22 protein-coding genes and 1 pseudogene are annotated in these 25,991 nt (G+C 60.4%); 11 read left to right on the top strand and 12 right to left on the bottom strand.

Translation table 11 applies throughout. The annotated features are described in order from the left end of the window. Positions 1–18: 18 nt before the first annotated feature. On the bottom strand, positions 19–588 hold the full coding sequence (locus AC193Q_RS22100) for a lipocalin family protein (protein ID WP_041071454.1): 570 nt from the start codon (positions 586–588) through the stop codon (positions 19–21). A 31-nt stretch (positions 589–619) separates the two neighbouring features. Then, a complete protein-coding gene (locus AC193Q_RS22095; protein ID WP_003220802.1) occupies positions 620–874 on the bottom strand; it encodes a hypothetical protein in 255 nt (84 codons plus the stop codon). A gap of 282 nt (positions 875–1,156) precedes the next feature. Here AC193Q_RS22095 and AC193Q_RS22090 point away from each other — a divergent pair. From AC193Q_RS22090 to AC193Q_RS22075, 4 genes and pseudogenes are all read left to right on the top strand, one after another. Continuing rightward, a pseudogene (locus AC193Q_RS22090) lies at positions 1,157–2,143 on the top strand (cache domain-containing protein); the annotation flags it as partial. 141 nt (positions 2,144–2,284) lie between these two features. Further along, positions 2,285–3,049: a methyl-accepting chemotaxis protein gene (locus AC193Q_RS22085; RefSeq protein ID WP_371260421.1), complete on the top strand. Its 765-nt coding sequence runs from the start codon at positions 2,285–2,287 to the stop codon at positions 3,047–3,049. 204 nt (positions 3,050–3,253) lie between these two features. Further along, positions 3,254–3,526, top strand: a complete 273-nt coding sequence (locus tag AC193Q_RS22080) for a type II toxin-antitoxin system Phd/YefM family antitoxin (protein ID WP_047290864.1) — start codon at positions 3,254–3,256, stop codon at positions 3,524–3,526. Further along, a complete protein-coding gene (locus AC193Q_RS22075; RefSeq protein WP_121183253.1) occupies positions 3,523–3,855 on the top strand; it encodes a type II toxin-antitoxin system RelE/ParE family toxin in 333 nt (110 codons plus the stop codon). The genes AC193Q_RS22080 and AC193Q_RS22075 overlap by 4 nt, the downstream gene beginning before the upstream one ends. Positions 3,856–3,865: 10 nt before the next feature. Here AC193Q_RS22075 and AC193Q_RS22070 read toward each other — a convergent pair whose 3' ends face one another. The 5 genes from AC193Q_RS22070 to AC193Q_RS22050 all read right to left on the bottom strand — a co-directional run bounded on the left by AC193Q_RS22070 (position 3,866) and on the right by AC193Q_RS22050 (position 13,399). Continuing rightward, complete coding sequence (locus AC193Q_RS22070) at positions 3,866–4,468, bottom strand: DUF924 family protein (RefSeq protein WP_121183251.1); 603 nt, start codon at positions 4,466–4,468, stop codon at positions 3,866–3,868. A 3-nt stretch (positions 4,469–4,471) separates the two neighbouring features. Continuing rightward, a complete protein-coding gene (locus tag AC193Q_RS22065) occupies positions 4,472–5,482 on the bottom strand; it encodes a class 1 fructose-bisphosphatase (RefSeq protein WP_003220797.1) in 1,011 nt (336 codons plus the stop codon). Between the two features lie 340 nt (positions 5,483–5,822). Next, the gene (locus tag AC193Q_RS22060; RefSeq protein ID WP_483878783.1) at positions 5,823–7,187 is read right to left on the bottom strand and encodes a DUF3999 domain-containing protein; all 1,365 of its coding nucleotides are present in this window, start codon (positions 7,185–7,187) and stop codon (positions 5,823–5,825) included. Further along, a complete protein-coding gene (locus AC193Q_RS22055) occupies positions 7,184–10,780 on the bottom strand; it encodes a DUF2339 domain-containing protein (RefSeq protein WP_483878782.1) in 3,597 nt (1,198 codons plus the stop codon). Before AC193Q_RS22055 ends, AC193Q_RS22060 begins: the two co-directional genes overlap by 4 nt. A 168-nt stretch (positions 10,781–10,948) precedes the next feature. Further along, entirely contained in the window at positions 10,949–13,399 is a 2,451-nt protein-coding gene (locus tag AC193Q_RS22050) for a glycogen/starch/alpha-glucan phosphorylase (RefSeq protein WP_483878781.1), read from the bottom strand. A 258-nt stretch (positions 13,400–13,657) separates the two neighbouring features. On the opposite strand from AC193Q_RS22050, the gene AC193Q_RS22045 reads away from it, so the two are divergent. Beyond that, on the top strand, positions 13,658–14,095 hold the full coding sequence (locus AC193Q_RS22045; RefSeq protein ID WP_007961740.1) for a YkgJ family cysteine cluster protein: 438 nt from the start codon (positions 13,658–13,660) through the stop codon (positions 14,093–14,095). A 216-nt stretch (positions 14,096–14,311) separates the two neighbouring features. Here the strand turns inward: AC193Q_RS22045 and typA are convergent, their stop codons facing one another. Together typA and thiI are read right to left on the bottom strand one after the other, a co-directional pair. Next, on the bottom strand, positions 14,312–16,132 hold the full coding sequence (typA, locus tag AC193Q_RS22040; protein ID WP_007961739.1) for a translational GTPase TypA: 1,821 nt from the start codon (positions 16,130–16,132) through the stop codon (positions 14,312–14,314). Positions 16,133–16,271: 139 nt separating this feature from the next. Next, complete coding sequence (gene thiI, locus AC193Q_RS22035; RefSeq protein WP_027611269.1) at positions 16,272–17,726, bottom strand: tRNA uracil 4-sulfurtransferase ThiI; 1,455 nt, start codon at positions 17,724–17,726, stop codon at positions 16,272–16,274. 328 nt (positions 17,727–18,054) lie between these two features. Between thiI and glnA the strand changes: the two genes are divergently transcribed. The 5 genes from glnA to ntrC all read left to right on the top strand — a co-directional run bounded on the left by glnA (position 18,055) and on the right by ntrC (position 23,615). Beyond that, complete coding sequence (gene glnA / locus AC193Q_RS22030; RefSeq protein ID WP_003220788.1) at positions 18,055–19,461, top strand: glutamate--ammonia ligase; 1,407 nt, start codon at positions 18,055–18,057, stop codon at positions 19,459–19,461. A 277-nt stretch (positions 19,462–19,738) separates the two neighbouring features. Beyond that, positions 19,739–20,251 carry a DUF4124 domain-containing protein gene (locus AC193Q_RS22025; protein WP_095667774.1) on the top strand — a complete coding sequence of 171 codons (513 nt, stop codon included), beginning with the start codon at positions 19,739–19,741 and terminating at the stop codon, positions 20,249–20,251. After that, complete coding sequence (locus tag AC193Q_RS22020; protein WP_483878780.1) at positions 20,248–20,865, top strand: DUF4124 domain-containing protein; 618 nt, start codon at positions 20,248–20,250, stop codon at positions 20,863–20,865. Before AC193Q_RS22025 ends, AC193Q_RS22020 begins: the two co-directional genes overlap by 4 nt. 231 nt (positions 20,866–21,096) lie before the next feature. Further along, a complete protein-coding gene (glnL, locus tag AC193Q_RS22015) occupies positions 21,097–22,182 on the top strand; it encodes a nitrogen regulation protein NR(II) (protein ID WP_007961730.1) in 1,086 nt (361 codons plus the stop codon). Beyond that, entirely contained in the window at positions 22,179–23,615 is a 1,437-nt protein-coding gene (gene ntrC / locus AC193Q_RS22010; RefSeq protein WP_131670908.1) for a nitrogen regulation protein NR(I), read from the top strand. The genes glnL and ntrC overlap by 4 nt, the downstream gene beginning before the upstream one ends. 510 nt (positions 23,616–24,125) lie before the next feature. Here the strand turns inward: ntrC and AC193Q_RS22005 are convergent. After that, positions 24,126–24,566, bottom strand: coding sequence for a hypothetical protein (locus AC193Q_RS22005; RefSeq protein ID WP_483878779.1), 441 nt, complete (start codon positions 24,564–24,566; stop codon positions 24,126–24,128). On the opposite strand from AC193Q_RS22005, the gene AC193Q_RS22000 reads away from it, so the two are divergent. Beyond that, positions 24,565–25,020, top strand: a complete 456-nt coding sequence (locus AC193Q_RS22000; RefSeq protein ID WP_003220777.1) for a tRNA (cytidine(34)-2'-O)-methyltransferase — start codon at positions 24,565–24,567, stop codon at positions 25,018–25,020. The two genes, AC193Q_RS22005 and AC193Q_RS22000, sit on opposite strands and share 2 nt — an antisense overlap. 173 nt (positions 25,021–25,193) lie before the next feature. Here AC193Q_RS22000 and secB read toward each other — a convergent pair whose 3' ends face one another. Both secB and grxC read right to left on the bottom strand, forming a co-directional pair. Further along, complete coding sequence (gene secB, locus AC193Q_RS21995) at positions 25,194–25,679, bottom strand: protein-export chaperone SecB (protein ID WP_025110924.1); 486 nt, start codon at positions 25,677–25,679, stop codon at positions 25,194–25,196. A gap of 57 nt (positions 25,680–25,736) precedes the next feature. Next, positions 25,737–25,991 (bottom strand): glutaredoxin 3, encoded by a 255-nt coding sequence (grxC, locus tag AC193Q_RS21990; protein ID WP_041071421.1) that lies wholly within the window; start codon positions 25,989–25,991, stop codon positions 25,737–25,739.

The raw sequence follows: 25,991 nt of genomic DNA, 5'->3' as shown, positions 1-25,991 counted from the left end.
TTTGATTGGTGGTGGTCTTTAATTCGAAGTCTTCGCCATCTGCCGATCCGACGCTCGCCAGATCAGTCGCGTGGTGTCGTAACCCTGCTGACGCGCCTTGCTCAGCAACTCCTCACGCACCACACCGTTGACGGTCGGCGTGCGGGACAGCAACCACATGTACTTGCGGCTCGGGTCGCCGACGATAGCGGTCTTGTAGTCGTCGCTGACGTACAACACCCAGTATTCGCCTTTCGCCACTCCCGGAATCAAACGCGAGAACCAGGTATCGAATTCGACCCACAACTTGTCGGTCTTGCCCGGCACCTGTGGATAAGCCTTGCCTTTGGCTTCTTCCCATTGCCAGTCGGCGGTCAGGCAACGATTGAGCACGTCGACATTACCGTCCGGCCTGAGCGAATAATGGGCTTCGGATTGCGCGCAGTTGCGCTGGAAGTACATCGGCAGTCGCGCCAGTTCGTACCAAGTACCCTGATAACGCTTGAGGTTGACACTGTGAGCCGTCTTGGGCGCCAGCGGATCTTCACCGTGAGTGGCGCAGCCGGCCAGTACCAGGCCGGCAAAAAGGACGAACAATAACCGCTTCATTATTTTTCTCCCGTGGGCGCTTGGCCCCGGTTTACTTCAGGCCTTGGCCAGAAAACATCAGCACTTTGTCACCGGCGTACTGCACGCTGATAAAGCTGTTTTTGTCGCCCCAGGTGCAACTGGACATGCCGAGCGCACCCGAACAGTCGGTGGGTTTGCCGAGCAGCGTCTCAACTTCGGCTTTGGCCATGCCGGCCGAAAGCTTGGAATAGTTTTCCTGATTGACCTTGCTGCACGCGGCCAACAGCACGCAAAAAGTCAGAAGGGCGATAGATCGCAGCGACATGAAGTAACTCCTGGAGCGGAAGGGGGATGGCATGGTGCCAACCAGAAGCTTAGAAGAGAAAACCCTCATCTGGTTCCCTTCAGAAATGGCTATTTATCGCTCCGCTCGTCTGGCATTTACCGGCAAATCAGACACTTTCTGCGGCTATTGAGCATTTCGTCGCATTTCACCAAAGACGCCTAATCTTTGGCGCACCGCGGTCGAAATAAGAGCAGCGCAAAGCCCCCGAGTGTGGCAAATTGCCGCCCTTTCTCGACCAGCCCCTTCGCGGTAGTTCATTCGATGACCAGAAACATGAAATTCAGCCACAAGATCTTGTTGGCTGCCGCCCTCGTGGTGGCCGTTGCGTTCGCCTGTTTCATTTTTTTCAACGACTATCGACAACGCGAAGCCCTGAGCAGCAGCACCGAAGCCTCGATGCAGGAGTTGGGGAGTCTGACGACCAGCAACATCCAGACCTGGCTGGAGAGCCGCATCCAGTTGCTGCAATCGCTGTCGCAGCAGGTCGCCGCCGACGGCAGCGCCCCGGCCAGCCTCAAGCGCATCATCGACCTGCCCGCCTACACCGGCAATTTCCAGCTCAGCTATTTCGGCGGCGCTGACGGCGTGATGTTCTCGGTTCCCGCCGGTAATCGTGCGCCGGATTACGACCCGCGCGCCCGTGGCTGGTACAAGGCCGCCAACAGTGCGCAGCAGACCATCGTCACCGAACCCTACATCGCCGCTTCGTCGGGCAAACTGGTGATCACCGTTGCCACCCCGGTGCAGCGTCAAGGCCAGATGATCGGTGTGGCCGGCGCGGATATCGACCTGACCAGCGTCAGCGCGATCATCAATTCGCTCAACTTCGGTGGCCACGGCCATGCGTTCATCGTCAGCGCCGATGGCAAGATCCTGATTCACCCGGACAGCAAACTGGTGCTGAAAACCCTTGCCGAGGCTTATCCGAACGGTGCGCCGAAAGTCAGCCCGGGCCTGAAAGAAGTCGAATTCGACGGCAAGACCCAACTGATTTCGTTCACCCGCGTCAACGGCGTGCCATCGGCTGACTGGTACGTGGCGCTGGTGCTGGACAAGGACACCGCGTTCTCGATGCTCAGCGAATTCCGCACCTCGGCGCTGATCGCCATGGTCATTGCCGTGGTGATCATCATCGCCCTGCTCGGCATGCTGATCCGCGTGCTGATGCAACCGCTGCTGACCATGGGCCGTGCCATGCACGACATCGCTGAAGGCGAAGGCGACCTGACCAAGCGGCTGGTGATCCACGGCCACGACGAATTTGGCGCGCTGGGCCTGTCGTTCAACCGCTTCGTCGAGCGTATTCATACCTCGATCCGCGAAGTGTCGTCGGCCACCGGGCAAGTCAACGAAGTCGCCCTGCGAGTGGTCGCGGCCTCGAACTCGTCGATGTACAACTCCGACCAGCAGGCCAGCCGCACCAACAGCGTGGCCGCGGCGATCAACCAGCTCGGCGCCGCCGCCCAGGAAATCGCCCAGAACGCCGCTCTCGCCTCGCAGCACTCCAGCGATGCACGCAGCCTGGCGGTCGACGGTCAGCAGGTTGTGGATAAAACCATTCACGCGATGCAGCAGTTGTCGGCAAAAATCAGCGACTCCTGCGGCAACATCGAAACCCTCAATAGCAACACGGTGAACATCGGCCAGATTCTGGAAGTGATCACCAGCATCTCGCAGCAGACCAACCTGCTGGCGCTCAACGCCGCGATCGAGGCGGCCCGCGCCGGTGAGGCTGGTCGAGGTTTCGCCGTGGTCGCTGACGAAGTGCGCAACCTCGCCCACCGCACTCAGGATTCGGCGCAGCAAGTGCAGAAGATGATCGAAGAGCTGCAAGTCGGCGCGCGTCAGGCGGTGAGCATCATGACCGAGAGCCAGCGCGAGAGCGAAAGCAGCGTCGGCATCGCCAACCAGGCCGGCGAACGCCTGGGCAGCGTGACCCAACGCATCGGCGAGATCGACGGGATGAACCAGTCGGTGGCTACCGCGACTGAGGAACAGACGGCTGTGGTCGAGTCGATCAACGTCGACATCAACGAGATCAACACGCTGAATCAGGAAGGTGTCGAGAACCTGCAGGCAACCTTGCGCGCTTGCTCGGATCTGGAGCAGCAGGCGGCACGCTTGAAGCAGCTGGTAGGCAGCTTCAGGATCTAAGGCGCGGCCACCGGCGTCTTCGCGAGCAGGCTCGCTCCCACAGGTATTTATGAACGACACATATCCCCTGTAGGAGGCCGCCTGCGGCGATGACGGCTTTAGCGACGATTGAACGTTGAGTTGAAATACGCTGGTCAGCTCGCACTGACGATGGACTGAATTAAGACTAAACTCAGTCCTATTCAATTTGGGCGAGTATCAAACATGAAGCTTTCATCGCAAATCAAACCGATCAGCTACCTCAAAAGTCATACAGCGGAGATCGTCAAGTCGATCACTGAAAGCCGTGAGCCATTGGTCATTACCCAAAATGGTGAAGCCAAGCTTGTAGTTATGGACGTGAAAAGCTTTGAGGAGCAGGAAGACACAATGGCTTTGCTGAAGCTATTGGCAATGGGCAATCGGGAGATTGAGGAGGGCAAGTATCGAGACGCTGAGGACGTTTTCGCGGACTTGGACAGAGCCGACCATCAATGAGTTTAAAGGTCGTTATTCTTCAGTCCGCACAAACAGATCTCAAAGAACTCCGTACCTACCTTATCAAACAGTTCTCGAGTCAGACGTGGCAGAGTACCTACGCTGATCTCAAGATCGCCATTCTGGGTCTCGCAGACCTTCCTTATTCCGGTTCAATCCCCGAGGAAATCGAGAAGCTCAATCTTGGTCAATACCGACAAATCATTTCCGGGATGAACCGAGTCATTTACGAAGTCAGGGAAAAAACCGCCTTCGTTCATATCATTGCCGACTCAAGAAAAAGCCTGCCTTCACTTTTGATGAAGAGACTGTTGAACGGCAATCCTTGAATTCAACAAATCAGAACCGTGACCCAGGCTGACTGAGAAACGCCAACTCCTCAGCCGTCGACTCCCGTCCCAACACCGCATTGCGATGCGGAAACCGTCCAAACCGTGCAATCACTTTCCGGTGCCGCTCGGCATAGTCCAGGTTATCGGCAAACACCGCCCGCTCGCCCTCCGGCTGTTCAGCCAGCAGATCCATAAACCGCGAAACGGCTTCGTTCTGCACCGCGAGGTTTTCGCAGTGTTCGAACACCAGATAAATGAATACCCGCTGAATCGGCTCCAGTTGCCGATCGAAATCCGCCGCAATGCCTTGCGCGACAAGTTTCTGCGCGCGCAGATCACCGGAAAAGGCTTTGGGTGTATCGCGAAAGATCATGCGTGGCAGTTGATCGAGCAGCAGCACCACCGCCAGCCAACCTTCGGGACGTTGCGTCCACTCGGTCAATTCACCAGCGAGGGCCTGATCGACAAAGACCCCGAAACGCTCACGCGCTTCGAGGTCTTGGCGGTCTTTCTTGCCGAACCACAATGTACCCTTCTCAGCCGATATCTCGCGCGGTGATTCGGCGTGTCCGAACCACCAATCGAGCAGCGGCTGCCAGGGCGCGTTCACGGCTTATTCCTTGTGGTAAGCCGTGGCGCGGGCGACTTCTTCTTTCGAGCCGAGGAACACCGCTACGCGCTGGTGCAGGCCTTCGGGCTGAATGTCGAGGATGCGCTGGTGACCGTCGGTGGACGCGCCGCCGGCCTGTTCCACCAGGAACGACATCGGGTTGGCTTCGTACATCAGACGCAGTTTGCCCGGCTTGGATGGCTCACGGCTGTCGCGTGGGTACATGAACAGACCACCACGGGTCAGGATGCGGTGCACGTCAGCCACCATCGCCGCGACCCAGCGCATGTTGTAGTTCTTCTTCAGCGGGCCTTCTTCGCCGGCCAGCAGTTCGCTGACGTAGCGTTGTACCGGGGCTTCCCAGTGGCGCTGGTTGGACATGTTGATCGCGAATTCCTGGGTGGTTTCAGGAATGGTGATGTCTTCGTGGGTCAGCACGAAGCTGCCCATTTCGCGGTCGAGAGTGAAGCCTTTGACGCCGTCGCCCAGGGTCAGCACCAGCATGGTCTGCGGGCCGTAAATCGCGTAACCGGCGGCAACCTGCTGGGTGCCTGGCTGCAGGAACGCTTTCTCGTTCAGCGCTTCGTTCTGGCTCAGGTATTCGTTCGGGCAACGCAGCACCGAGAAGATGGTGCCGACCGGGGCGTTGATGTCGATGTTCGACGAGCCGTCCAGTGGGTCGAAGACCAGCAGGTAGGCGCCTTTCGGGTATTTGCCCGGGATCTGGTAGGCATTGTCCATTTCTTCGGACGCCATGCCGGCCAGGTGACCGCCCCATTCGTTGGCTTCGAGCAGGATCTCGTTCGACAGCACGTCGAGCTTCTTCTGCACTTCGCCTTGGACGTTTTCAGTGCCCATGCTGCCCAGAACACCGCCCAGGGCGCCTTTGGACACGGCGTGGCTGATCTCTTTGCAGGCACGCGCCACCACTTCGATCAGGAAGCGCAGATCGGCAGGAGTGTTATTGCTGCGGGTCTGCTCAATCAAATAGCGACTCAGGGTAACGCGGGACATGGACGGCTCCGGTGGAATGGGGGGCTAAAAACCCGCGCAGTTTACAGGGAGTCTGAAAACCTAGCGAGCGAAGACGCCCGGTAACGTGCGTTGGGGCGCAATTGCTTGTATCAGACGTGATCGGGTCGAGAGAGTTCAGGCATCGGATTGAGCGTAGTCTGGTTCGGGACGGGTGGTGGCTGGGTTGATAGCGACAGTTTGAGGATTTTTGTTGATTGATCCGCCGTCATCGCTGGCGAGCCAGCTCCCACAAGGACTTCGGCCGTTCACCTGTTTTGTGTACACCAAATTACCTGTGGGAGCTGGCTTGCCAGCGAATGGCGCGCAGCGCCAGCCATTCTCAGGAACGGGTCGGTGGCTTGCGCAACAGACTCGCCGCCATCACCCCGAGGAACACCACACTCACCAGCAACACCGCCCACAAGCCGATTTTCTTCCAGTTGGTTTCAGCCACCGCCGCTGTGGTGGCCGGGGCGGTCGGCGTGGTGACCACATCGCCCTGCACCGTCGCCTTGCCGAGCGACGCGAGCTTCTGCGGTTTGAAATCCGGAATCAGCGTGCTCAGTGGCAGATTCGCGGTTTTCACCGTCGGATTGCCCAGCGCCAGGCTGTACGGTCCGTCACCGCGCGCGAGGAAAATCACCTGCGTCGCCCGCACCGCGTATTTCAGGCTCGGCGCCTGCTCGCCCAGGCCACCGCCGCGCTCATCCACGCTCAGTTTCAATTGCTGCACGGTTTGCCCGTACAACTGCAATTCGTTCTGCACCACATCCTGACCGTTCTGGGTCAGGCGATACAGCAAACCGTTGCTCATGGGCTGCCACGGCAGGCTGCTCTCGCGGCGACCCGCGAGGGTGACCGGCGCCAGACTGTTCGGTTGTTTCAGCTCAACCTGCACCCGCTCGACATTCAGCCCCATCGGCAACTGCCAGGTGTACTCGCCGGATTGAGTGCTGCTGCCCGTCAACGCTTGCGACCAGACCAACGGCAGCGGCACGTTGCGTGGATCGCTGCTTTTCAATTGCACCGCAGTGAGGATGGGTGCCGAGGTGGACGCCTCCCACAGCAGACGCAGATAGCGCGCCGATTGCCCCGGCAGCGTCACCTCATGCTGTTCGATACGCTCGTCGGAAAACGTCAGGCGCGCCACCTGCCCTTCGCCCCACGCCTGCCAATGCTGCAGGTCATCACTGGCCTCGATGCTGAAGCGCTGGAAGCCGTCGCGCTCGCTGGTCCAGTCGAGAATCAGCTGCTGCAGCGGCGCCTTGATCGCGCTGGCATCGAGCAGCCAGCCGCGCAGCACTTCCTCACCGGCCTCCAACTGAGTTGACGGCTGCACTTCCACCAGCGTGCCGGTGGTGGTCGATTGCACGCGTACGTTCGGCGCGCGCTCGCTGGCGTCGGCGGCGTTGTACAACGGAAACCACTTCACTTCATGCAACTGCCCGTCGTCGCGGGTCTGCGCCGATTCCCGGGCCAGGGCGTAGGCCTGCGGCTCGCCAGCAGCGTTGAACACGCGCAGGTCGCTGAGATCGGTCTGACGGGCCTGCAATTGCGCGCTCAGCGGCAGATCGAGGCGATACCACGGGCCGTTGCCGCTCACCGTCAGCGGCACCTGCGTGGCGAAGTCCGCCGGTTTTTCCTGCGCGCCGGCAGCCATCACTACGCCCAGCGCCAACCACCCCAGATTCAGCATGCGACTCAAGATGAAACTCCTTCGGTATCCGGCACGGGTTTGCCCGCCGCCGGCTCGGCTTCGACGCGTTTCGGTGGCAGCGGTGCAAAGTAGCCCACCACCAGCAGCAACACGCCGACGCCGATAAACGAGACGATCCGGGCCAATCCGCCACGGTTGCTCAATTCGACAAAAATCAGTTTGGCCACCACCAGCGCAATCAGCGCCGCGCCGATCAGCCAGACTTCGCGCCGGTGACGCAAATGCCCGCCGATCATCAGACCCAATGCCATCAGGGTCCAGACGATGGACAACCCGGCCTGCACCAGCATCGATTCGAGCAGCAGATCCAGCTCGAACGGGATCCCCGCCCAATGGTGCGCGGCGCGGGTCACCAGCGCGGTACAAAAGGCGAACAGCGAAACCCCGGCGACCAGTTGCGTGGCGTACTCGGCGTAATCCTTGCGCAGGGCAAACTGCGTCACCGCATGGCGCGACCACGCATACACCCCGAACAGGGCAAACAGCAGGCCCAATTCCAGCGGGTTGACCAGCGGTACGTACGGCAGCGGCTCGGCATTGCCGTCGCTGAAGCCGTTGGCCAGCCAGAACCACGCCAGCATCAGCACTGCCAACGGCGCAGCGGCATACAAACGATATTCGCGCGAGAACGCGGCCACCGGCCAAGGCCAGTTGCGTGGAGCCGCCGCCAGCAACAGATACAGGCTCGGCAGGATCGCCCAGCCGAGCCAGCGCCAGGCGTTGTATTGCTCGGACAACAGCAGCAAGCCGTAGCGCATCTCCAGCGCCAGCACGCCGATCAGCAGCCAGCAACCCAGCACATGCGCCGTGCTCAAGGCCCGTGCCGGCAACATCGGCGCCAAGCGTCGCAAGCTGAAGAAGTGCACGACGAACACCAGCACCCACGCCAGCCAGCCGACATTCGCCGCCGGGTGATAACGCGAATGCCACGCCGCCAGCAGCACCAGCCCCGCCGCCGGGATCAGCAAGGTGCAGAGCAGGCCCAACGCCGGCCATTTCAGGCGCAGCGCCAACAGCGTCCACAACGCCACACTCAGCGCAGCGACCAGCAGCAACAGCGACGCCTGCAGATTCAACGGCGCAAAACGCAGCACCTCACTGACCCACGCCAACGCCCACCAACCGGTGCCCCACACCAGCAGCACTTCGGACAGGCGTTGCAAACCCAGCGCATCGAACGCCGAGGCATGATTGCCCAGTTGCAGACGCCAGGCACCGACCAGCGCGGCCAGCCCCAACACCAGCGGCGTCCAGAAGCCGCCATGGGCCAACGGCCGCAGACCTTCGCTGGACAACGGCCCGAGCAACTCGGGGCCGGCCAACAAGAACGCCGCGCCACCGATCAACTGCAACAACAGGCCGAAAACAAAACTCACGCGCTGCTTGAGGTACAGGCTCAGCCAGATGATCAGCAAGCCGCTGGCCGCCCACACCGCACTCGCGGTTTGCCACGGCAGCACGAACAGCACCGCCAGGTTGATCAGCACCAACCCCGCCAGCAACACCACCGACAAGCCGCGCAGCAGCCGCACATCGCCGCGCACCATCTCGTCCCGTGCCGCCAGCAGCATGCCGGCGATCAACACCAGACCGATCAGCGATGCGCTGAGCAACCCGCTCCACCCGGCGCTGAACACCGCCGCCGAATCCTCGCCCGCGCCTTGCAGACGCAACAGGAACAGCGCACCGCCGAACAACTGCACGGCGAACGCGGTGAACAGGAACGTACGCGATTGCAGGCGCAGGCCGACAAACAAGGTCACCAGTCCGGCCAACGCCCAACTGATCGCTGTCGCCTGAACAAAGAAAAACAACGGCGCCAGCAAATACAGGAAGGTCAGGCCCAGCGCCGCGAGTACCGGCAAACCCTGGCGCTCCCACGGCGAAGCCTGTTCCGGCGCCGCTTTGCGCAATTGATAGAAACTGAACAGCAGCGCGAAGCCGAGCATCAACGCGCCCAACGGTGCGCCGTCGAGCAGGCTGCTTTCGCCGACCCGCAGCTGACTGAGGAACGCCAGCGCCGAACCCAGTTGCAGCAACAGGGCAAACGCTCGGGCGAACGGCCGCTGCTGACGCAGGCCGAGCCAGAAAATCCCCGCGCCCTCCACTGCCCACGCCGCTGAGGTCCAGCGTGCATCGAGGCCTAGCGGGATCGCCAGACTGGCGAAAATCACCCCCAGCGCCAGACAGGTTTCACCCAGCAACAAGGCGCGGCCGCCCATCAACACCCGGGCCAGACCCATGTAGATCACGCCCAGTGCGAGTGCGCTGAACGCAGCGGCGAACTCCAGGTGCTGCACCAACGCAAACTGCAGACCGAAGCCCACGAGCGGCGGGCCGAACAGCATTGTGCCGTCGACGTAGTCGCCCTTGCGCGCCGACCAGTGCAGCAGTGCTTCACGATCGCCGTCTGCCGGCGCATCGGGCATGTCGAGCAACTTGCGGCGGGCAAACAGCAGGCCGATGGCCAGGTACATCAGGAAGAACAGAATCAGGAACGGTTCGGTGCTCCACAGCAACTCGGGCGCATACGAACGCAGCCCCCAGGCGAAGCCGATGCCGAACGTGCCTACGAATCCGATCAGGTTGAGCAGGCGCCAGGCCTTGAACCAGGCGATGGCAAGGATGCCGGCATTGAGCAGCGCAAAATAGCTGAACAGCGCCACATGGTTGCCGGCGCCGGTCGAGGTCAGTATCGGCGCGGCGAAACCGCCCAATGCTGCAGCCGCCGCCAGCCCCAGCGCATCCTGAGTGATGGCGAGAATCGCCGAGAACACCGTGACCGCCACCAGCAACCCCAGCGCGGCGGACGGATCGAGCAACGGATGCAGACGCATCGCCGCAAACACCGTCAGGTACAGCACCGCGATCCCGGTGCCCTGCAGTATCAGCGCATAGCTGCTGTTGCGCCGACGCAACCACCAACCCAGCGCCAGCAGGGCCAACGCCGCCGCCGCGACGCCGGCATAACGCAATTCGATCGGCACCACCATGCCTTCGGTGGCATAGCGCAGCAGGAACGCCAGACCGAAAAACAGCAGTACCACGCCGACCCGCAACACCGTGTTGCCGCCGAACAGCCAGTTGCGCGCAGCACGGATGCCGCGCTCGATCAGGTTCGGGCCACGGGGTTCGGCAGGTTGTGTGGGGACTGCGGGCTCGTCGGTGACGGCGTCCAGACGCCAGACATCGGCCGGCAGCGGCTGGCTGGTTTCGCTGGCAACGGCAGAGATAGGTTCGAGTTCCGGCGGCAGTTCCCAGACCAGCTCAGGGGTGGCGGCGGATGCTTGTTCGGCAACGATGACGGGGTCGACGGCAGCGTCCGGAGTCGGCGCCATGCTCGGCGGCGTAGTACGCACGCCGGCACCTTCAAGCAGGAACAGACGCTGCTCGACAGCCTGCAAGGCGACTTTGGCCTGCTCCAGTTGGCGCTGCTGTTCGGTGGCCTGCGAGCCAAGCCGGGCAAGGCGCAGCGTTTGCCCGATCGCCAGCCCGAGCAGCGCCCCCAATAGCGCGGCGCTGAACGACTCATCAAGCAGCCAGCCGAGCAGCAGCCCGATCAACATGAACATCCATTGCATGGTCGATATCCCTAAGCGCAAAGGCCAATCCGGGAAGATTAGCGCAGCCTGATCCAAAAAGATCGCAGCCTTCGGCAGCTCCTACAGGGTTATGTGAACACCTGTGTAGGAGCTGCCGAAGGCTGCGATCTTTTCCGGCGCGCCGATTATATCGAGCCCAGCGAAAAGTTACTCCAGTGCCTTCCAGATATCCGTGGCGTACTCACGAATGGTCCGGTCAGAGGAAAACCAGCCCATCCGCGCCGTGTTGAGCACTGCCGAACGCCACCAGTTATTGGCGTCGTGCCAGTGCGCGTCGACGCGTTTTTGCGCTTCCCAGTAGGAATCGAAGTCGGCGCAGACCAGGAAGCGGTCGTAGTCCACCAGCGAATCAATCAGTCCGGTATAGCGCGACGTGTCATCCGGCGAGAACACGCCACTGCGGATCGCTTGCAGCACGTCGCTCAAACGATGCGACGCGGCGATGTCCGGCGCGGCGCTGAACTCGTGGTTCTGTTTGCGCGCTTCAACCTGCTGCGCACTGAGGCCGAAGATGAACATGTGCTCGGCGCCGATGCGCTCGCACATTTCCACGTTGGCACCGTCGAGGGTGCCGATGGTCAGTGCGCCGTTGAGACCGAACTTCATGTTACTGGTGCCCGACGCTTCGAACCCGGCCGTGGAAATCTGCTCGGACAAATCCGCCGCCGGAATGATGCTCTCGGCGAGGCTGACGTTGTAGTTGGGCAGGAACACCACCTTCAGCAAACCACGCACGGTCGGGTCGTTGTTCACTACACGGGCGATGTCGTTGGTCAGCTTGATGATCAGTTTGGCCTGGTGATAACTCGCCGCCGCTTTACCGGCGAAGATCTTCACCCGCGGTACCCAGTCCACTTCCGGCTCGGCACGAATCGCCTGATACAGCGCCACCGTGTGCATCAGGTTGAGCAACTGGCGCTTGTATTCGTGGATCCGTTTGACCTGCACGTCGAACATCGCCGCCGGATTGACCGCGATCCCCAACCGCTCGTGAATCAGATAGGCCAATGCTTTCTTGCTGTGCAGGCGCTGCTCGGCGAAGGCTTTGCGGAACGTGGTTTTCTCGGCGAACGGCTCCAGATCGAACAAGCGCTCTTCCGGGTTATCCAGCACCTGCGGGCCGAGTGCATCGACCAGCATCGAGGTCAGTTCGGAGTTGGCCTGGAACAACCAGCGGCGGAAGGTGATGCCGTTGGTTTTGTTGTTGATCCGCTCCGGGTAGAGCTTGTGCAACTCGGCGAACACGGTCTTGCGCATCAACTGCGTGTGCAGCCCGGACACCCCGTTGACGCTGTGCGAACCGAGGAACGCGAGGTTACCCATGCGCACCCGGCGACCGTTGTCTTCTTCGATCAGCGACACCGCGCGCAGCACGTCGAAATCATGAATGCCCTTGGCGCGCAGCGAGTCGATGTGCTGCGCATTGATCAGATAAATGATCTGCATGTGCCGCGGCAGCATGCGCTCCATCAAACCGACCGGCCAGGTTTCCAGCGCCTCGGGCAACAGCGTGTGGTTGGTGTACGACAGCGTGTCGACGGTGACTTGCCACGCCGCATCCCAGGCCACGTCGTAGACGTCGACCAGTTGCCGCATCAGTTCGGCGACGGCAATCGAGGGGTGGGTGTCGTTGAGCTGAATCGCTGCGTGGTCGCCCAGGGTCAGCACCGAGGTGTGCATGTTGCGATGGCGACGCAGCAAATCCTGCAGCGAAGCCGCGACGAAGAAATATTCCTGACGCAGGCGCAATTCCTGCCCGGCCTCAGTGCTGTCTGCCGGGTAAAGCACCCGGGAAATACTTTCCGCGCGAGCTACCTCAGCCACCGCGCCCAGGTGATCACCGGCGTTGAAACGCTCCAGGTGCAGATCTTCCATGGCGCGTGCACGCCACAGGCGCAGAGTGTTGACGCTCGCCCCACGCCAGCCGACCACCGGCGTGTCGTAGGCAATCGCCCGCACGGTTTCTGCCGGCGACCAGACCTGTTTGGTCTTGCCACTGGCATCGGTGACTGTTTCGACGCTGCCACCGAAGCCAATGGTGTACACCACTTCCGGACGCTCAAACTCCCACGGGTTGCCGAAATCCAGCCAGTGCTCGGTCTGCTCCTGCTGCCAGCCATCGACGATGGCCTGGCGGAACAACCCGTGTTCATAACGAATGCCGTAACCGTGCCCGGCAATGCCGAGGGTCGACATGCTTTCCATGAAGCACGCCGCCAGACGCCCGAGACCACCGTTGCCGAGCGCCGCATCGGGTTCCAGCAGACGAATGCGTTCCAGATCGACACCCAGTTCGGTCAGCGCTTCACGGGCGACGTCCAGCAGGCCGAGGTTGCTCAGGCTGTCGTAGAGCAAACGGCCGATGAGAAATTCCAGCGAGAGGTAATACACCCGCTTCTGGCCTTTGCGGTAGATCTGCCGGGTGTGGTCCATCCAGTGTTCGACCATGTGGTCGCGTGCCGCCAGGGCAATGGCTTCGAACCAGTCATGGTCAAAGGCGTGATCCGGGTCTTTGCCCACCGCATAGGTGAGCTTGGTCAGGACGGCATCGCGGAATGCGGCCACCTCTGCTTCGCGAACTAGTGGTTCTTGAGTCATCGATAGGACCTCGAGCGAGCGGGGAATTGTCTGAGCCTAGACGGTCTGACCGACGGTAGAGGCGCAGGTTCGGCAGTTTTTCCGAAGTCGGTGAGATCGCCCGGCATTACCTTGGCGAGTGGGCTAATGAATGCAGGGGCCGTGCCGGACTGAATGGCATTTACACGGCGTTTGCAAAAATCTGGCGAAAGGTTGTTCAAAAATCCACCAGTCCCGGTATGATCGCGCGCCCTGATGCATACACGCCTGGTAACCCCGATGATGAAGCCCAACCTGATTGCCGCCGCCGAGATCGACCGTCTCGATACGTGGGCCAAATATTCGGCCCCGATGTGCGGCTCTTGTGTCTCCAGCTGCTGCACCCTGCCGGTCGAGGTCAAGATCAAGGACCTGGTACGCATCGGCGTGGTCGACGAGTTCGAGCTGGGCGATCCGCCGAAGAACATCGCCAAGCGCCTGCAAAAGGAAGGGCTGGTCGAGCGCTTCAACCAGAAATCGGGGATCTTCACCCTGCAGCGCATGAGCAACAACGATTGCTACTACCTGGATCGTAAAAGCCGCCTGTGCACCATTTATGACAAGCGCCCGGACACTTGCCGCAACCACCCGAAAATCGGCCCGCGGCCGGGGTATTGCGCGTACAAGCCGAAAGAAGTCGAGCGGGTGCAGAATTCGCGGTCGATCGAGAAGTTCTGACCTTTCCTGAATTTTTCGGCGCCTGTCCGGTCGCCATCGCTGGCAAGCCAGCTCCCACATTGATTGTTGTCGTACACAAGATTCATGTGCGACGCAAAACCCTGTGGGAGCTGGCTGCCAGCGATTGAGGCCAGCACAAACACCGCACAAATCCCGGACAAACAAAAACGCCCCCGGTCTCGCGACCGGGGGCGTTTTTTTCAAGCTCGGGCTGAATTACGCCTTGGCTTTCTTGGCAGCGCGGGTACGCTCGCTTTCGTCCAGGATCTTCTTGCGAAGACGGATGGACTTAGGAGTGACTTCGCACAGCTCGTCTTCCTGGATGTATTCCAGAGCCTGTTCCAGAGTGAAGCGAACAGGTGGTACCAGAGCGATGGTTTCGTCTTTACCCGAAGCACGCATGTTGTCGAGCTTCTTGCCTTTGGTAGGGTTCACACCCAGGTCGTTGTCGCGGCTGTTCTGACCAACGATCTGACCGTTGTAGATCTCCTGGCCGTGTTCTACGAACAGCTTGCCGCGAGCCTGCAGGGTTTCCAGCGAGTAGGTCAGTGCCTTGCCGGTTTCAACCGAAACCAGTACGCCGTTCTGACGGCCGGACATGTGGCCCGACTTCACTGGCGCGTAACGGTCGAAGATCGAGGTCAGGATGCCAGCACCGTTGGTCAGGGTCAGGAACTGGTTACGGAAACCGATCAGACCGCGAGCAGGGATGTTGTATTCCAGACGAACACGGCCCTTGCCATCCGGCACCATGTTGCTCAGGTCGCCTTTACGCAGACCCATCTCTTCCATGACCTTGCCCTGGGATTCTTCAGGGATGTCGATGGTGACGTTTTCGAACGGTTCCTGCTTCACGCCGTCAACTTCACGGATGATCACTTCAGGACGGCCCAGGGCCAGCTCGAAGCCTTCGCGACGCATGGTTTCGATCAGTACCGAGAGGTGCAGCTCACCACGGCCGGAAACCTTGAACTTGTCAGCCGAGTCGCCTTCTTCAACGCGCAGTGCAACGTTGTACAGCAGCTCTTTGTCCAGACGGTCCTTGATGTTACGGGAGGTCACGAACTTGCCTTCTTTACCGCAGAATGGCGAGTCGTTTACCTGGAAGGTCATGGAAACGGTTGGCTCGTCAACGGTCAGCGGCTTCATCGCCTCGACGGTGTTGATGTCGCACAGGGTGTCGGAGATGAACAGCTCGTCGAAGCCGCTGATGCAGACGATGTCGCCGGCTGCTGCTTCTTCAACGTCAATGCGGTGCAGACCGTGGTGACCCATCAGCTTCAGGATACGACCGTTGCGGCGCTTGCCGTCGGCGCTGATTGCGACAACCGGAGTGTTTGGCTTGACGCGACCACGAGCGATACGGCCAACACCGATAACACCCAGGAAGCTGTTGTAGTCCAGAGCGGAGATCTGCATCTGGAACGGACCGTCACGGTCAACGGCCGGAGGCGGAACGTGGTCGACCACTGCCTGGTACAGCGCAGTCATGTCTTCGCCCATGGCGGTGTGGTCCAGACCGGCGATGCCGTTCAGGGCCGAAGCGTAAACAACCTGGAAGTCCAGTTGTTCTTCGGTCGCACCGAGGTTGTCGAACAGGTCGAAGATCTGGTCCAGAACCCAGTCCGGACGCGCGCCTGGACGGTCAACCTTGTTGATCACCACGATTGGACGCAGGCCGGCTTCGAAGGCCTTCTTGGTCACGAAACGGGTTTGCGGCATAGGGCCGTCTTGAGCGTCAACCAGCAGCAGAACGGAGTCAACCATCGACATTACGCGTTCTACTTCGCCGCCGAAGTCGGCGTGGCCCGGGGTGTCCACGATGTTGATGTGGTAGCCGTTCCAGTTGATGGCGGTGTTTTTCGCCAGGATGGTAATACCGCGCTCTTTTTCCTGGTCGTTGGAGTCCATCACGCGCTCGTCGTTGAGCTCGTTGCGCTCCAGAGTGCCGGATTGACGCAGGAGTTTGTCTACCAGGGTGGTCTTACCATGGTCAACGTGGGCAATGATGGCGATGTTACGTAGATTTTCGATCACTTGTGTATCTCGATCAGAGGATTCGGTTTGCTGACAAGTCTTGGCAGCGATTAACAGTAGTGTCCGGCATGGCCGTTACAGCTTGACGGCGGTGTCGGGGGGCCGGTGACGCAGGCCACAGGCAAACAGCCCCGGGCACTTAGCTCGGTCGATAAACGCGCACATTGGCATGCCCCTCACTGAGCAAATGGTGAGCATGCAGGCGACTCATCACGCCTTTGTCGCAATACAGCAGGTACTGGCGAGTCGGATCCAGCTCCTTGAAACGAGCGTTCACTGCGTAGAACGGCATCGTCTGTACTTCTATGCCGGCGAGTTCCAGCGGGTCATCCTCGGCCGCATCCGGGTGACGGATGTCGATGACGATCTGACCGGCCAGCGCTTCGCCGACTTCTTCGATCTGCAAGTCCTGGCCCAATTCGTCGATCACTCGATCGATCGGCACCAGTTTGGCGTTTTCGAGCGCACGCTCGAGGACCGCCATGTCGAATTCTTTCTCTTCGTGCTCAACACGGTGGCGCTTGGCGGCGGTCTTCGGATTGACCGAGATGACCCCGCAGTACTCCGGCATGTGCCGGGCGAAATCGGCGGTGCCGATCTCGTTGGCCGTGTCGATGATGTCCTGCTTGTGCGCAACGATCAGTGGGCGCAGGACCAGCTTGTCGGTCACGCAGTCGATCACCGACAGGTTCGGCAGCGTCTGGCTCGATACCTGGGAAATCGCTTCGCCGGTGACCAGCGCGTCGATGTGCAGCCGGTCGGCAATGGCCGACGATGCGCGCAACATCATACGCTTCAATACGACGCCCATATGACTGTTATCGACTTTGCCGAGAATTTCACCCAACACTTCTTCGAACGGAACACTGACAAATAGCACGCGTTGCGAGCTGCCGTACTTCTTCCAGATGAAATGCGCGACTTCCATCACGCCCAGTTCGTGGGCACGCCCGCCCAGATTGAAGAAGCAGAAATGTGCCATCAGGCCGCGGCGCATGATCTGGTACGCGGCAACCGTCGAGTCAAAGCCGCCGGACATCAATACCAGCGTCTGCTCCAGGGCGCCGAGCGGGTAACCGCCAATACCGTTGTGCTGGCTGTGGATGACAAACAACCGTTGGTCGCGAACTTCGATGCGAACTTCGATTTCCGGGTCTTTGAGGTCGATTCCGGCCGCCCCGCATTCGCGACGCAGCTTGCTGCCGACGTATTTTTCGACGTCCATCGAGCTGAACGGATGCTTGCCTGCACGTTTGCAGCGCACCGAAAAAATCTTCCCGGCCAGCACATCGCCGTAGTGCTGTTTGCACTTCTCGGTGATGTCGTCGAAGTCGCCCAGCGGGTATTCGTCGATCTGCAGAAAGTGCGCGACACCAGGAGTACAAGTGAGGCGCTCGCCCATCTCTTTCAAGGCTTTGGGGTCGGTCACGCGGGTTTCCAGCTCGAGATTGTCCCACACACCGTTCACCACCACGGCCGGGTCCAGATCGCGGAGCACGGCGCGGATGTTCTTGGCCAGCTGGCGGATGAAACGCATCCGGACAGGGCGGCTTTTGATGGTGATCTCGGGGAAGACTTTTACGATTAGTTTCATGAAAACAGCGCGCGCAGGGCCAGCCGAAAAAGGGGGGCGCGGATTATAGCGGAAATTGCTCAAGGTTTAACCAGTTAATATGCAGAAGGTTTCACTTGCACCAAAACGGGTCATTTCTGATTTGAAGCGCTACATTAAGGGGCGATAAATTCGCCTTTATGGCGCTTTCTTGCTTCGAAAGCGTGAAATTGGGGCAAAAAACCCATGCTGGGGCACTGGCATGCAATTTGCTCCCTTGTGAGGCAGGTTGCCTTGGCAGAGTATCTGCGCCGGCATCACCCAAATTAAGGGCATCCACTACCAAGCCCTAAGCCACCCGGAGGACACTATGTCGAAGTCGGTTCAACTCATCAAAGATCATGACGTCAAGTGGATTGATCTGCGCTTCACGGACACCAAAGGCACTCAGCACCACGTGACCATGCCGGCTCGCGATGCGCTGGAAGACGACTTCTTCGAAGTCGGCAAGATGTTCGACGGTTCCTCCATCGCTGGCTGGAAAGGCATCGAAGCCTCCGACATGATCCTGCTGCCGGACGACGACACTGCCGTTCTCGACCCGTTCACCGAAGACGCGACCCTGATCCTGGTTTGCGACATCATCGAACCTTCGACCATGCAAGGTTACGATCGCGACCCGCGCGCCATCGCGCACCGCGCCGAGGAATACCTGAAGACCACCGGTATCGGTGACACCGTCTTCGCCGGTCCAGAACCAGAATTCTTCATCTTCGACGAAGTGAAGTTCAAATCCGACATCTCCGGCTCGATGTTCAAGATCTACTCCGAGCAAGGTTCGTGGATGTCCGACCAGGACATCGAAGGCGGCAACAAAGGCCACCGTCCTGGCATCAAAGGCGGCTACTTCCCGGTTCCGCCGTTCGACCACGACCACGAAATCCGTACTGCCATGTGCAACGCACTGGAAGAGATGGGCCAGACCGTTGAAGTTCACCACCACGAAGTGGCGACTGCCGGTCAGAACGAAATCGGTGTCAAGTTCAACACCCTGGTGAAAAAAGCTGACGAAGTTCAGACCCTGAAATACGTTGTCCACAACGTTGCCGACGCTTACGGCCGCACTGCGACCTTCATGCCGAAGCCACTGTACGGCGACAACGGCTCGGGCATGCACGTACACATGTCCATCGCCAAAGACGGCAAGAACACCTTCGCTGGCGAAGGCTATGCCGGCCTGTCCGAAACCGCCCTGTACTTCATCGGCGGTATCATCAAGCACGGTAAGGCCCTGAACGGCTTCACCAACCCGGCCACCAACTCCTACAAGCGTCTGGTGCCAGGTTTCGAAGCGCCGGTGATGCTGGCCTACTCGGCTCGCAACCGCTCCGCCTCGATCCGTATTCCTTACGTCAACAGCCCACGCGGCCGTCGTATCGAAGCTCGCTTCCCGGATCCGGCTGCCAACCCGTACCTGGCTTTCGCAGCACTGCTGATGGCCGGTCTGGACGGTATCCAGAACAAGATCCACCCTGGCGATGCCGCTGACAAAAACCTGTACGACCTGCCGCCTGAAGAGGCGAAAGAGATCCCACAGGTTTGCGGCAGCCTGAAAGAAGCCCTGGAAGAGCTGGACAAGGGCCGTGCGTTCCTGACCAAGGGCGGCGTATTCTCCGACGACTTCATCGACGCTTACATCGCGCTGAAATCCGAAGAAGAAATCAAGGTCCGTACCTTCGTACACCCACTGGAATATGAGCTGTACTACAGCTGCTGATCCGGTAGCGCTGCGCTACGCAGCGTGACAAAAGAGGCCTCCTTCGGGAGGCCTTTTTATTGCCCACGATTTATGAAGCTACACAAATCCCCGGTGGGAGCGAGCCTGCTCGCGAATACGGTGGGTCATTGACGGGGATGGCGACCGCCTTCGCGAGCAGGCTCGCTCCCAAAGGGGATTTTGGCGTCTGAATGATCTCCGGATATATCCCGGGCTGGGCCAACCGCCGCACCCTGGCCTATGCTGCACCCCATCGCTTTCTTTCCCGGTCGATTTCATGGGTCGCACCTTTCTCTACATTCTGCTGCTGATCGCCTTGCCCGCCGCCGCGCAGATCTACAAGTACACCGACGCCAACGGCAACACGGTCTACAGCGATCACTCGCCGGACGGCGTCAAAGCACAACCGCTTGAGTTGCCGCCACTTAACAGCGTCGAGCCACAGGCACCGAGCGCGCCAGCGCCTTCAAGCACCGACACACGCCCCGCGGCACGCAGTGCCTACGAGGTGCTGGAGCTGACCGGCCTGCCCAGCGAAGAGGCGCTGCGCGCCAACAACGGCACCTTCACTGTCAATGTGCTGATCAAGCCGCGCCTGCAGGCGCCGCACCAATTGAGGCTGGTGCTGGACGACGCGCCTTACGGCCAGCCGAGCAACGTGCCCATCCTGCAACTGGTGAATGTTGATCGTGGCGAGCATCGTCTCGCGGTGCAGGTGATCGACGGCGAAGCGATCATCCAGCAGAGCCCAACGGTGGTGTTCACCGTGCAGCGGGTGCACAAGCCATGAGGATTTTCTGGCTGATCCTGTGTCTGTTCGCCCTGCCCGTTTCGGCGGAGGTCTTCACCTACGTCGATGCGCAGGGTAATCGCGTCTACACCGATCAGCCGCGCGGCAATGCCAAGCGCGTTCCCATCGCAACCAGCAACCGCATGTCGGCCAACCCCACGGTCGCTGCGCCGATCAACGCCGCAAAAAAATCCCCGGAACAACCGCTGTTTCACTACGACATGCTGCGCATCCTCATCCCCGAGCCGGACGCGACCCTTCGCAGCAGCGCGGGCGAGGTGATCGTCAGCGTCACCAGCGAACCGGGTCTACAGCAGGGTCACCGCTATCGCCTGCTGCTGGACGGACAAGCCACTGGCGAGCCGGGCCTGACTCCTGTTTTCCCGCTGAGCAACATTGATCGCGGCAGCCATAACCTGTCAGTGGAAATCCTCGATGACCAGGGCCGCACCGTCGAACGCACCGCCAACCAGCCGTTCCACATGCTGCGCATCTCGCTGGCACAAAAACGCCAAGTCAAACCCTGCGTCAGCGAGGACTACGGCGTACGCCCGGAATGCCCATTGAAAGACAAACCCGCTGAAGAAAAAAATCCCTTCCTGCGCTTCTTCTAACGCTGTTCAGCTTTGCGCACTATATTGGTGCATAAGACTGCACCGTACTCACATTTCAACCCAATTTGGTTCGAAACTTCCCGCCCTGAGCACATTGGCGCCACGCAAACGAGCGTCAAACGCCTGTTTCAGGGGACGAACGCTTCTTTTCGGAGCCTTGGTTTGGTTTTTGCATTTTCCGTTTAACGACGCCTGCTTCTTGCGCACGCTCCGCCCCCAAAAGAGGCTCCGATGACTATTAGCGACGCAATCCACCGTTTGCTGCTCGACAACCTGACCACCGCTACCATCCTGCTCGACGCCGAATTGCGCCTTGAGTACATGAACCCGGCGGCCGAGATGCTGCTCGCCATCAGCGGCCAGCGCAGCCATGGGCAGTTCATCAGCGAGTTGTTCACCGAGTCCACCGAGGCGCTCAACTCGCTGCGTCAGGCAGTCGAACAGGCGCACCCGTTCACCAAGCGCGAAGCGATGCTCACCGCCCTCACCGGCCAGACCCTGACCGTGGACTACGCGGTGACGCCGATCCTCAGCAACGGCGCAACCATGCTCTTGCTGGAAGTGCACCCGCGTGACCGCCTGCTGCGGATCACCAAGGAAGAGGCGCAGTTGTCCAAGCAGGAAACCAGCAAAATGCTGGTGCGCGGTCTGGCCCATGAGATCAAGAATCCGCTCGGCGGCATCCGTGGCGCCGCGCAATTGCTGGCCCGCGAGTTGCCGGAAGACAGCCTGCGCGACTACACCAACGTGATCATTGAAGAGGCCGACCGCCTGCGTAATCTGGTCGACCGCATGCTCGGCTCGAACAAGCTGCCATCGCTGGCGCTGTGCAACGTCCACGAAGTGCTCGAACGCGTCTGCCAACTGGTCGAGGCGGAAAGCCAGGGCTGCATCACCTTGGTGCGCGACTACGACCCGAGCATTCCCGACGTATTGATCGACCGCGAGCAAATGATTCAGGCCGTGCTGAACATCGTGCGCAACGCGATGCAGGCAATCAGCAGCCAGAACGAGCTGCGCCTGGGGCGCATCAGCCTGCGCACCCGGACCATGCGCCAGTTCACCATCGGCCACGTCCGCCATCGCCTGGTAACCAAGATCGAAATCATCGACAACGGCCCGGGGATCCCGGCGGAACTTCAGGAAACCATCTTCTTTCCCATGGTCAGCGGCCGCCCGGACGGTACCGGGCTGGGCCTGGCCATCACCCAGAACATCATCAGCCAGCACCAGGGCCTGATCGAGTGTGACAGCCACCCCGGCCACACCACGTTCTCGATCTTTCTGCCACTGGAACAAGGAGCCACATCGACATGAGCCGTAGTGAAACCGTGTGGATCGTCGATGACGACCGTTCTATCCGTTGGGTTCTGGAAAAAGCCTTGCAGCAGGAAGGCATGACCACGCAGAGCTTCGACAGCGCCGATGGCGTGATGAGTCGTCTGGCCCGTCAGCAGCCTGATGTGATCATTTCCGACATCCGCATGCCGGGCGCCAGTGGCCTCGATCTGCTGGCGCGCATCCGCGAACAGCACCCACGGTTGCCGGTCATCATCATGACCGCTCACTCCGACCTGGACAGCGCCGTCGCCTCCTATCAGGGCGGCGCGTTCGAGTACCTGCCCAAGCCGTTCGACGTTGACGAGGCGGTGTCGCTGGTCAAGCGCGCCAATCAGCATGCGCAGGAACAGCAAGGCCTGGAAGTGGTACCCGCGCTGACCCGCACCCCGGAAATCATCGGTGAAGCACCGGCGATGCAGGAAGTGTTTCGCGCCATCGGCCGCTTGAGCCACTCCAACATCACGGTGTTGATCAACGGCGAGTCCGGCACCGGTAAAGAACTGGTGGCCCACGCCCTGCACCGCCACAGCCCGCGCGCGGCCTCGCCGTTCATAGCGCTGAACATGGCGGCGATCCCCAAGGACCTGATGGAGTCCGAGCTGTTCGGCCACGAGAAAGGCGCGTTCACCGGCGCGGCCAACCTGCGTCGCGGGCGTTTCGAACAGGCGGACGGCGGCACGCTGTTCCTTGATGAAATCGGCGACATGCCAGCCGATACCCAGACCCGTTTGCTGCGGGTGCTGGCCGATGGCGAGTTCTATCGCGTTGGCGGGCATGTGCCGGTCAAGGTCGATGTGCGGATCATTGCCGCGACCCACCAGAACCTGGAAACCCTGGTGCACGCCGGTAAATTCCGTGAGGACTTGTTCCACCGCCTCAACGTGATCCGCATCCACATTCCGCGCCTGTCGGACCGTCGCGAAGACATCCCGACCCTGGCCAAACACTTCCTCAGCCGCGCCGCGCAAGAACTGGCGGTGGAACCGAAGCTGCTGAAAAGCGAGACCGAGGAATACCTGAAGAACCTGCCATGGCCGGGCAACGTGCGGCAGCTGGAGAACACCTGCCGCTGGATCACCGTGATGGCCTCCGGTCGCGAAGTGCACATCAGTGACCTGCCACCGGAACTGCTGAGCCTGCCGCAGGATTCGGCACCGGTGACCAACTGGGAGCAGGCGCTGCGTCAGTGGGCCGATCAAGCCTTGGCCCGTGGCCAGTCGAGCCTGCTCGACAGCGCAGTGCCGGCTTTCGAACGGATCATGATCGAGACCGCGCTGAAGCACACGGCCGGACGCCGGCGTGATGCGGCGGTATTGCTCGGCTGGGGGCGTAATACCCTGACGCGCAAGATCAAGGAATTGGGAATGAAAGTGGATGGCGGGGAAGATGATGAGGGGGATGAGGGCTAAGCCCCTCCTCTAATCGTCCGCAAAAAGATCGCAGCCTTCGGCAGCTCCTGCAGAGAATGTATAGCCCTGCAGGAGATGTCGAAGGCTGCGATCTTTTTTTTGTGTGCACCGCCACAAGGCACGGCGAACCGCAATTGGGCATAACTCACTGATCAAAAAAACACCAACCAGGTTCAAAGCTCCAGCCACGCAGAAGCATCAAAGCCCCGATTTACGGGGGCTTTCGCGCATCTGAAGCTTTTTTCTGTTTCGAAATACTAAAACTGGCACGCCGCCTGCAATATCCCTCACAGGTGATTCGATTCACCACCCGTTTCGGGGGCCTTGGTACAGGCAGGCTGGGGATTCCCCTCTTTACACCGGGTTCAAACCGCAACGCGGCGAACCCACCCTTTTGGGATCCTTGGTACAGGCAGGCCGGGGGTTCCCTCTTTATACCGGACCGACGCTCTCAGCGAAGTCCACCCCGTTTTGGGAACCCCGGTACAGGCAGGCCGGGGATTCCCGCTTTTATTGCTCCTGGAGATGGATCTCCAGCCGCCAGCGGTCATCGACCTTGCTCCCGGCCCATTCCCCTTGCAGCGGCCGCGCCGCCAGCACTGTCAACATCAGCCCACCGTCACTCGCTCGCGTACGCCAGTTCACATCCTTGCCATTGAGCTTGAGCTGGCCCTTCTGCGCGCGGCCTTCAGCCTGAAACAACAAAGCCACGGTACCGTCGATGATCTCGCCGTGCAGCTTCGGCTCATTGTTGAACCACACCACCAGGCCGTCAGCGGTCACGTCGACCTGCTGCAGCACGCTCGGGTCCGGCGTGGTCAGGCGACCGATCATCAAGCCGACCATCAAGCCGAAAATCGCCAGCGAACCGATCACCCGCGGGAATAGTTTCGAACGCGGGTCGGCTGGCGGCGTAGAATGCGCGTCATCTTTACCTTCGGAGCCGTGCATGTTTCACGTCATCCTTTTTCAACCAGAAATTCCGCCGAACACCGGCAACGTTATCAGGCTGTGCGCCAACAGTGGCTGCCACCTGCATTTGATCGAACCGCTGGGTTTCGAGATGGACGACAAACGCTTGCGCCGGGCCGGTCTCGACTACCACGAATATGCCACGTTGCAGCGCCACGCCGACCTCGCCAGTTGCCTGGAAAGCCTCGGCAACCCACGGTTGTTCGCTTTCACCACCAAGGGCTCGCGGCCGTTTCACGACGCCGCGTTCGTCCCGGGCGATGCGTTCATCTTCGGCCCGGAAAGCCGTGGCCTGCCGCCGGAGGTGCTCGACGCCCTGCCCGCCGAGCAGCGCCTGCGCCTGCCGATGCGTGAAGGCTGCCGCAGCCTGAACCTGTCCAACACCGTGGCGGTGGCCGTGTACGAAGCGTGGCGGCAGAACGACTTCAAATAACCACCCGATCCTGTAGGAGCTGCCGAAGGCTGCGATCTTTTGATCCTGTTTTTGAAGATCAAGATCAAAAGATCGCAGCCTGCGGCAGCTCCTACATGAAGTCATGAAGTCTGTATTCCAACCCAAGAAAAAAGCGCCCGTTACGGCGCTTTTTTCGTTGTCGCTCAAACCGCTTATTGAACGGTCGGCGTCTCGCCCGCAGCCTGCATGCGCTGCAGCTCTTGCGCGTACAGGGCGTCGAAGTTCACTGGCGCCAGCATCAGGGCCGGGAACGAACCGCGGGTCACCAGGCTGTCCAGGGTTTCGCGAGCATACGGGAACAGGATGTTCGGGCAGAACGCACCCAGGGTGTGGCTCATCGAAGCCGCGTCCAGGTTCTTGATCAGGAAGATACCGGCCTGCTGCACTTCAGCGATGAAGGCCACTTCGTCGCCGTTTTTCACGGTCACGGACAGGGTCAGCACGACTTCGTAGAAATCGCCTTCCAGTTCTTTCTGACGGGTATTCAGGTCCAGACCGACGGTCGGGTCCCACTGCTGGCGGAAGATCGCCGGGCTTTTCGGGGCTTCGAAGGACAGATCGCGTACGTAGATGCGCTGCAAGGAGAATTGCGGTGCGGTTTCTTCTTCGCTGGCTGCAGTGTTCTGTTGGTCAGTCATCTCAGATCCTTTCTGATCTTGGGTCTTTTAGGGATTGCTGTACGTGGGTGCAGCCGTTCAGGCCTTGAGCAGCGCGTCGAGCTTGCCGGCGCGCTCCAGGGCATACAAATCATCACAACCGCCGATGTGCTTGTCGCCGATCCAGATCTGCGGCACGGAGGTGCGTCCGGCCTTCTGGCTCATGGCAGCACGAATCTGCGGCTTGCCATCGACCTTGATCTCTTCGAAGGCCACACCTTTGTTCGCGAGCAATTGCTTGGCTCGCATGCAATAAGGGCAGTAATCGCTGGAGTAGACGATGACTTCGCTCAT

Source organism: Pseudomonas sp. F2, from assembly GCF_057174385.1.
The sequence above is the reverse complement of the archived record's forward strand: the minus strand, read 5'-3'. Positions and strand labels throughout refer to the sequence as shown.

Bases quoted from the DNA above. Each gene is read 5' to 3' on its own strand.
- AC193Q_RS22100 (WP_041071454.1), bottom strand. From the start codon at position 588: ATGAAGCGGTTATTGTTCGTCCTTTTTGCCGGCCTGGTACTGGCCGGC.
- AC193Q_RS22095 (WP_003220802.1), bottom strand. From the start codon at position 874: ATGTCGCTGCGATCTATCGCCCTTCTGACTTTTTGCGTGCTGTTGGCC.
- AC193Q_RS22085 (WP_371260421.1), top strand. From the start codon at position 2,285: ATGTACAACTCCGACCAGCAGGCCAGCCGCACCAACAGCGTGGCCGCG.
- AC193Q_RS22080 (WP_047290864.1), top strand. From the start codon at position 3,254: ATGAAGCTTTCATCGCAAATCAAACCGATCAGCTACCTCAAAAGTCAT.
- AC193Q_RS22075 (WP_121183253.1), top strand. From the start codon at position 3,523: ATGAGTTTAAAGGTCGTTATTCTTCAGTCCGCACAAACAGATCTCAAA.
- AC193Q_RS22065 (WP_003220797.1), bottom strand. From the start codon at position 5,482: ATGTCCCGCGTTACCCTGAGTCGCTATTTGATTGAGCAGACCCGCAGC.
- AC193Q_RS22055 (WP_483878782.1), bottom strand. From the start codon at position 10,780: ATGCAATGGATGTTCATGTTGATCGGGCTGCTGCTCGGCTGGCTGCTT.
- AC193Q_RS22050 (WP_483878781.1), bottom strand. From the start codon at position 13,399: ATGACTCAAGAACCACTAGTTCGCGAAGCAGAGGTGGCCGCATTCCGC.
- AC193Q_RS22045 (WP_007961740.1), top strand. From the start codon at position 13,658: ATGATGAAGCCCAACCTGATTGCCGCCGCCGAGATCGACCGTCTCGAT.
- thiI (WP_027611269.1), bottom strand. From the start codon at position 17,726: ATGAAACTAATCGTAAAAGTCTTCCCCGAGATCACCATCAAAAGCCGC.
- glnA (WP_003220788.1), top strand. From the start codon at position 18,055: ATGTCGAAGTCGGTTCAACTCATCAAAGATCATGACGTCAAGTGGATT.
- AC193Q_RS22025 (WP_095667774.1), top strand. From the start codon at position 19,739: ATGGGTCGCACCTTTCTCTACATTCTGCTGCTGATCGCCTTGCCCGCC.
- AC193Q_RS22020 (WP_483878780.1), top strand. From the start codon at position 20,248: ATGAGGATTTTCTGGCTGATCCTGTGTCTGTTCGCCCTGCCCGTTTCG.
- glnL (WP_007961730.1), top strand. From the start codon at position 21,097: ATGACTATTAGCGACGCAATCCACCGTTTGCTGCTCGACAACCTGACC.
- ntrC (WP_131670908.1), top strand. From the start codon at position 22,179: ATGAGCCGTAGTGAAACCGTGTGGATCGTCGATGACGACCGTTCTATC.
- AC193Q_RS22000 (WP_003220777.1), top strand. From the start codon at position 24,565: ATGTTTCACGTCATCCTTTTTCAACCAGAAATTCCGCCGAACACCGGC.
- AC193Q_RS22005 (WP_483878779.1), bottom strand. From the start codon at position 24,566: ATGCACGGCTCCGAAGGTAAAGATGACGCGCATTCTACGCCGCCAGCC.
- secB (WP_025110924.1), bottom strand. From the start codon at position 25,679: ATGACTGACCAACAGAACACTGCAGCCAGCGAAGAAGAAACCGCACCG.
- grxC (WP_041071421.1), bottom strand. From the start codon at position 25,991: ATGAGCGAAGTCATCGTCTACTCCAGCGATTACTGCCCTTATTGCATG.